The 6,237-nt window shown below is 43.1% G+C and carries 7 protein-coding genes; 3 read left to right on the top strand and 4 right to left on the bottom strand.

Annotation, left to right across the window (positions count from 1 at the left end; all coding sequences use genetic code 11):
- Positions 1-44 precede the first annotated feature (44 nt).
- Both flgM and flgA read right to left on the bottom strand, forming a co-directional pair.
- Positions 45-347, bottom strand: coding sequence for a flagellar biosynthesis anti-sigma factor FlgM (flgM, locus tag A3761_RS03730; protein WP_068507233.1), 303 nt, complete (start codon positions 345-347; stop codon positions 45-47).
- A 90-nt stretch (positions 348-437) separates the two neighbouring features.
- Positions 438-1,208, bottom strand: coding sequence for a flagellar basal body P-ring formation chaperone FlgA (gene flgA, locus A3761_RS03725; protein WP_068507230.1), 771 nt, complete (start codon positions 1,206-1,208; stop codon positions 438-440).
- Positions 1,209-1,410: 202 nt separating this feature from the next.
- Here flgA and A3761_RS03720 point away from each other — a divergent pair, with 202 nt between their 5' ends.
- Both A3761_RS03720 and A3761_RS03715 read left to right on the top strand, forming a co-directional pair.
- Positions 1,411-2,355: a chemotaxis protein CheV gene (locus A3761_RS03720; RefSeq protein ID WP_068553293.1), complete on the top strand. Its 945-nt coding sequence runs from the start codon at positions 1,411-1,413 to the stop codon at positions 2,353-2,355.
- Positions 2,356-2,389: 34 nt separating this feature from the next.
- The gene (locus tag A3761_RS03715) at positions 2,390-3,226 is read left to right on the top strand and encodes a protein-glutamate O-methyltransferase CheR (protein ID WP_068507226.1); all 837 of its coding nucleotides are present in this window, start codon (positions 2,390-2,392) and stop codon (positions 3,224-3,226) included.
- Between the two features lie 10 nt (positions 3,227-3,236).
- Here A3761_RS03715 and A3761_RS03710 read toward each other — a convergent pair whose 3' ends face one another.
- Positions 3,237-4,016 carry an ABC transporter substrate-binding protein gene (locus A3761_RS03710; RefSeq protein ID WP_068553295.1) on the bottom strand — a complete coding sequence of 260 codons (780 nt, stop codon included), beginning with the start codon at positions 4,014-4,016 and terminating at the stop codon, positions 3,237-3,239.
- Positions 4,017-4,284: 268 nt separating this feature from the next.
- Here A3761_RS03710 and A3761_RS03705 point away from each other — a divergent pair, with 268 nt between their 5' ends.
- Complete coding sequence (locus A3761_RS03705) at positions 4,285-4,605, top strand: antibiotic biosynthesis monooxygenase (RefSeq protein WP_068507222.1); 321 nt, start codon at positions 4,285-4,287, stop codon at positions 4,603-4,605.
- A gap of 56 nt (positions 4,606-4,661) precedes the next feature.
- Here the strand turns inward: A3761_RS03705 and A3761_RS03700 are convergent.
- Positions 4,662-6,237: acetoacetate--CoA ligase (locus A3761_RS03700; protein WP_068749839.1), on the bottom strand; the 1,576-nt coding region annotated here is incomplete at its 5' end.

The following is a 6,237-nucleotide window of genomic DNA, read 5'->3' as shown; positions in this document are numbered from 1 at the left end:
GTAAACTCTGACATAGTAGACCTCATTGGAGTAATTAATGATAATTACCCCAAATCAAGCATTTTTCGAGCCAAGTTATCAGAGTCTGGCTGATATTCACCACGTTCTATACGAGCTTTTACCTCATCGACGCGGCTTTGGTTTACTTCAGGCAGTGATTTAATCTCTGCTTCAATGCGAGCAAGATTTTGTGCCGAGGAGCTAAAGCTAACGCTGTCTTTAGCATTTTCGCTTGAAGGGGGCTGCCCTTGAGCGGGGTTACTAATGCTCTCAACAGACTTTCCAGCCTGATTTCGTTTGGGGCCATCTGTGCGATTAGAGCCAATGCCATTTATATCAATATTCATGGTGATGCATCCTTAAATCTTTCTATGCCTAGAATATCGGCATGCGATCTTAATACTTTAGCTAAATCTTACAGTAAATTATGTTTTTTTCTAAAGTGTTATTATTACAAGGCCGGGCTCACTTACGCGAGCCTTTACAACACGCTTCGACTGCAGGTTTTGTACGGGTATTTGCTGCCCCAACGCCCCGTCAGTCATAGCGGTGCCGTTCATTCTAACCGAAATTGCACTATTGCTGGCAACGATTACAACATTATCGCCGCGCTTAACCAGCTTTGGCGGTGTTAAATGGCCAGGTTGAATTGTTGATCCGGGCCTAATTGAGCGCCGAGCTACCATACCTTCGACGTCAGATAGCTGTTGATAATGTGAATAGTGTGTTCGGTTAATAACTATTTCTTCTAGGTTGATGTCATTTATAGAGATCACTTGGCCACGCCGGATACCCCCCGTTGCGACAACTGTATGAGCGTAAAGGTCGAATTCTGAGCCAATATAGAGTTTCCAAGGTTTAAGACCTTCGCAGCGAATCTCGATTGTTATTCGGTTTTGTGTGAGAGGAGGGCGATTCAGCTTAAGTTGTGGCTGCTCGCTACATGTTTTGTTTTTGTGGTATGGATCAATATTGCCGACCCTGTATTCTGAGCGGTAACCTTTGTCCGCATAATCAGCGGCTAACTGCTCAAGGTATGCCGAGACTAGCGTTTTAAGGTCGAAGTTATTGTCTGAGGTTTCATTCTTTGCTAATTCTTCAGGCGTAGCGTGACTATGCTTATTCTCCAAAGTTACGGTCTCGCTCCCGATAACTAGTGTGCTCAGAAAAAGAAGCGGTAACCAGAATATTTGCCTACTAATTTTCATTTTATGTCCTATGCTATTGTTAGCTGTGCAAAAAATTAAAAAGCACGTGTAATAACAAGTACTTTATTGCGTAAACTGAGTGTTGCGTCAAAAGTACAAATCGTTGCTCAGGGTTTTACCTATTTGCTTAAGTATCAAGCATTCTGCTAAATACTTAAGCAAGTAACATACCGCTCTGAACATCGTTAGGGGAGCTATATATATGGCCGGTATTCTGGACAGTGTTAACCAACGAACTCAGCTCGTTGGGCAGAATCGACTGGAATTATTGTTGTTTAAGCTTCAGGGTCAGCAGATATACGGAATTAACGTTTTTAAGGTTAAAGAAGTATTGCAGTGCCCTAAGTTAACTATGATGCCACAACGACATCCTGTTGTTCGCGGTGTCGCGCATATTCGTGGTGGAACTATCCCTATTATGGATATGGGGATGGCAACAGGACAGATGCCGATTGCGGAAGAGACAATTCCCAATAGCTTTGTCATTATTACTGAATACAACAGAAAGACTCAAGGCTTCCTGGTTGGTGATGTTGAACGTATCGTTAACCTTAATTGGGAAGAGATTCATCCGCCGCCAAAGGGTGCCGGACGCGAAAATTACCTGACTGCCGTCACTCGTATCGATAATAAGCTTGTAGAAATTATCGATGTAGAGAAGATTCTGTCTGAAGTGGCGCCTGTAGAAGAAACCGTTAACGAAGAGTTCGTAGAACAGGTGTGTGAACGTAATAGTGAATCGCCGCCTACCGTTCTGGTCGTTGATGACTCGGTGGTTGCGCGTAAGCAAATACAAAACTGCCTACAAGCTATCGGCATTACAGTAATTACCAAGAATGATGGTAAACAGGCCTACGATTATCTAAGGGAACTTGTGGCGGACGGGTCACACTTTAATGATCATATTGATTTGATGATTTCAGACGTAGAGATGCCAGAGATGGATGGCTACACCTTGACGACCTTATGTAAGGATGATCATCGTTTAGCACCACTTTATATTATGCTGCACACTTCATTGAGTGGTGTGTTTAACCAGGCAATGGTAGAAAAAGTTGGTGCCGATGACTTTATGGCCAAGTTTAGTCCGGATGAACTTGCGGAAAAAGTGATGGATATCATTGATCGTATCAAGACGAAAGCTTAGATGTACAGCGCAACATGCTCGTTAAAGGGTGGCTATGCAATTAGATAGTTCAGCTCAGGAGTATCACTTATTCCGCACCTTTCTAGAGGAAGCGTGCGGGATATTGTTGGGTGAAAATAAGGCTTATCTAGTGAGTAGTCGCCTCAAGCCTGTGATGGCAAAGCATCAGATTGCAAGCCTAAGTGAGCTCGTGTCCAAGCTTAAGAGTATTTCACATCGCAATCTCAGAGAAGAAGTGATTGATGCGATGACTACAAATGAAACTTTATGGTTTCGAGACTCTCATCCTTTTACTGTTCTAAAAGAAAAAATCTTCGTTGAAGCAGATAAGCAGAATACTATTGCACCCTTGAAAATATGGTCAGCAGCATGCTCAACAGGTCAAGAGCCTTATTCGATCTCTATCATTGCGAAAGAGTTTCAAGAGTCTAAGCCCGGTAGATTGAAGGGGGGGGTAAAGGTTGTCGCGACAGATATCTCACCGACAGTGCTTGCTAACGCGAAGTCTGGTATCTATGAGATGTTGGCGCTTGGGCGCGGAATGTCTGAGCAACGCTTGAAGAAGTGTTTTAGTTCGCTTGAAGATGGTCGTTGGCAGATTAAACCTGAGTACAAAACTAGCATTGATTTTCAGTTGTTAAACTTGATGGAAGGTTACGGTCGAGTTGGAACTAATCTCGATGTGGTTTTTTGTAGAAATGTCTTGATCTATTTCTCACCTGAATTAAAACGAAAGATTCTGGTCAAAATACATAGTGTTTTGAAGAAGGGAGGGTATTTGATCTTAGGTGCTTCTGAGTCACTTAATGGTTTATCGGAGTACTTTGAAATGATTCAGTGCCGCCCAGGAATTATCTATCGAGCGATTTAATTAACCTGGTTTATTCGCAAGTCCCCGCATAAGAGTCTCTATATTTACTCAAGATAGCCTGGTACTCACCATTACCCTGAATGCCCTCCAAGCCCTTATTGAACTTTTGGATTAATGTCCTATCCATCGATCGAATTACTCGAGAAGTGGGGGGAGCAATATTGTCGAAGCTAAATTCCAGGGATTGATATTTCCTGCTGTTTTTGTGTTTGCTGGAAAAAATATTTCGATCCGAAATAGCAATGTCAATGCGCTTCATTGCGAGCATGTCGAGTTGTTTTAATTGATCAACATCCTCAGTGTACTTCTTGTTATTCTGAGTCATAAGCTGAAAGTCTTGGCCCAAGGTAGTGCTCGCACTTTTGAAAGCCCAAATATGCTTGTCATAGTAATCATATATAGTTTTNAGTTGTAGGTTCTGGCTAGCGAGTGAGATGGCACAGTCCACATAGTCAAGTGTTTTGTGGCTCGTGGAAATACCCGGCAAATTGGAAGAATAGATCGTATTTGATTGATTTGAAACAATTGCGTCGATGCTGCCACTTTTAACTAACTCTATTGCGCGTAGGTAATGGACATTCTCAATACTAATTGATTCGTAGCCTGCTTGGGTAAGTGCGATATAGATAATGTCACGTTCAATACCGCTTTTTTTATCCTGGCTTAAGTATGGGGGCATTGAAAAAGTAAAGGCCAAAGAAATAGCTACTTGATCTTGTTTGTTAGCGAGGGCGGTCGTGGTGCTGAGTAACAGATAAAGTAACGTGGCTTTCGAAATAAATGCTCGCATTATCGTGTATCCGTATCCGGAGAAATCATAGGAAAATTATAGCTTGAATTTGCTGGATGTCCAACTTAGGCATTTTTTTGCCAACCTCGTTTTGGCTTCTCGAGTTAAAAAATCTAGCCAATTTTTCTTGATTTGAAGAGCAAAAAATAGTTTATTTGAACTGTAGCTTTTACCCGCAGGGCGCGGGCAAAATTTATGGTTAGTAAGTTGAAGCTGGGAACGTGTTTTTTCACTACAGAAACTGTTTTTACAAGGAGCAATAAGCAGAATGGACGCAATTGTAGGCACACCGCAACCTCCCTATTACTCTGTCATTTTTACCTCAGTACTTAGTAGCGATGATAAGGAATACTCTAACACATCTCTTCGTATGGAAGCGCTTGCCAGTGAGCAAGACGGGTTTTTGGGCTTAGAGTCAGCACGTGACTCACTAGGTGTGACGGTTTCCTATTGGCGTGATCTGGAATCGATTAAAGCGTGGAAAGATAATCTAGAACATACTGCAGCACAGTCTTTAGGAAAGGAGCGCTGGTATAGAGACTATAAAGTCAGGGTTTCACGTGTGGAACGCGATTACGGTTTATTGTAAAGCGCCTATTATCAATAGAGAAGATTGCCTTCTCTATTGATTTTATAGTCATTGTGCTAGTCGCTTTTCAGGGCCGCTAAGTTGCTATATAAGTTTAATGCCTCTGGGTTTGCCAATGCTTCTATATTTGTAAGCTCTTTGCCGTGCACGACATTTCTAACGGCTAGCTCGACAATTTTTCCACTCAATGTTCTGGGAATGTCCGTGACTTGAAGAATCTTATTGGGCACATGCCTTGGTGTAGTATTCTCGCGGATACTTCGTTTTATCTTATCGATAAGCTGCGTGTCTAGTGTTAAACCTTCTTGTAAACGGACAAAGAGAATGACACGAACATCATCTTGCCATTCTTGGCCGATAGCAATTGACTCAAACACTTCCTCAACCTTTTCAACCTGACGATAAATCTCAGCAGTACCTATTCGAACACCGCCAGGGTTAAGGATTGCATCAGAGCGGCCGTGAATGATTACGCCGGTTTGGGTTGGTGTTCCATTATCTGCTTCGTGGACAATAAGCTCTCCGTAGTCCCCATGAGCCCATGTGTTGTCAAAGCGTTTAAAGTAAGCGCTTTGGTATTTTTCGTTATTTTTGTCATTCCAGAAACAGGTTGGCATGGAAGGGAAGGCTTGCTTACAAACAAGCTCTCCTTTTCCTTGTGTAAGGCTAGTTCCATCATCATCTAAAAATTGTACGTCCATCCCTAAGCCAATGCATTGAAGCTCACCTTTGTATACTGGAAGATTCGGGTTTCCTAGCGCAAAACAAGAGATGATATCTGTGCCCCCGGAAATACTAGAGACGCATACGTCCGTCTTAATGTCGCGGTAAATATATTCAAAACTTTCGTGGCTCAAGGGGGAGCCGGTTGATAAGAATGCTTCGACGCTATCAAGTTGGTGGCTATGCTTCGGCGACAGACCAAACTTCTCACAGGCAGCGTAATACTTGGCACTAGCCCCAAAAATATCGATACCTTCTTCGTCTGCAATATCAAGCAGGCTGGTTTGTTCTGGGTGGAATGGTGAGCCGTCATACAACACTAGCGTAGCACCTAAGGCTAGACCAGAAACGAGCCAGTTCCACATCATCCAGCCACAGGTTGTGTAGTAGAAAAGCTTGGTATTTGGCTTGACGTTGGTATGCAGTGCAAGCTCTTTGAGGTGCTGAATCAAGGTACCACCAGCGCTATGTACAATGCATTTGGGTTTGCCTGTTGTTCCTGATGAATAGAGGATGTACAGCGGTGCCGAAAAGGGCATTTGCGTGAATGACAATGCGCTGTTGTCCTCTACCTTCATTACATCCGCCCAGGTATGAAATGAATCACCAAGGGCTTCTTTGTCGCTATCTTTTGGCTTGAGATAAGGAATCAGTATGCAGGCTTCTAATTCGCTTAGACCTTTCTGGACGGCTTTAACACGTTCAAGGCTGCTGATAGTTTTATTTCCATAGTAATAACCGTCTGTAGCAAAAAGGACTTTAGGACGAGTTTGTTCGAAGCGATCGAGCACGCCTGTTACGCCAAAATCGGGTGAACAGGATGTCCAGATTGCACCGAGGCTACTTGTAGCAAGCATGGCAATCACCGCATAGCAACTATTTGGTAGGAAGCCGGCTACCACATCGCCT

The organism is Oleiphilus sp. HI0123 (assembly GCF_001635315.1).
The sequence above is the reverse complement of the archived record's forward strand: the minus strand, read 5'-3'. Positions and strand labels throughout refer to the sequence as shown.

Bases quoted from the DNA above. Each gene is read 5' to 3' on its own strand.
- flgA (WP_068507230.1), bottom strand. From the start codon at position 1,208: ATGAAAATTAGTAGGCAAATATTCTGGTTACCGCTTCTTTTTCTGAGC.
- flgM (WP_068507233.1), bottom strand. From the start codon at position 347: ATGAATATTGATATAAATGGCATTGGCTCTAATCGCACAGATGGCCCC.
- A3761_RS03705 (WP_068507222.1), top strand. From the start codon at position 4,285: ATGGACGCAATTGTAGGCACACCGCAACCTCCCTATTACTCTGTCATT.
- A3761_RS03720 (WP_068553293.1), top strand. From the start codon at position 1,411: ATGGCCGGTATTCTGGACAGTGTTAACCAACGAACTCAGCTCGTTGGG.
- A3761_RS03715 (WP_068507226.1), top strand. From the start codon at position 2,390: ATGCAATTAGATAGTTCAGCTCAGGAGTATCACTTATTCCGCACCTTT.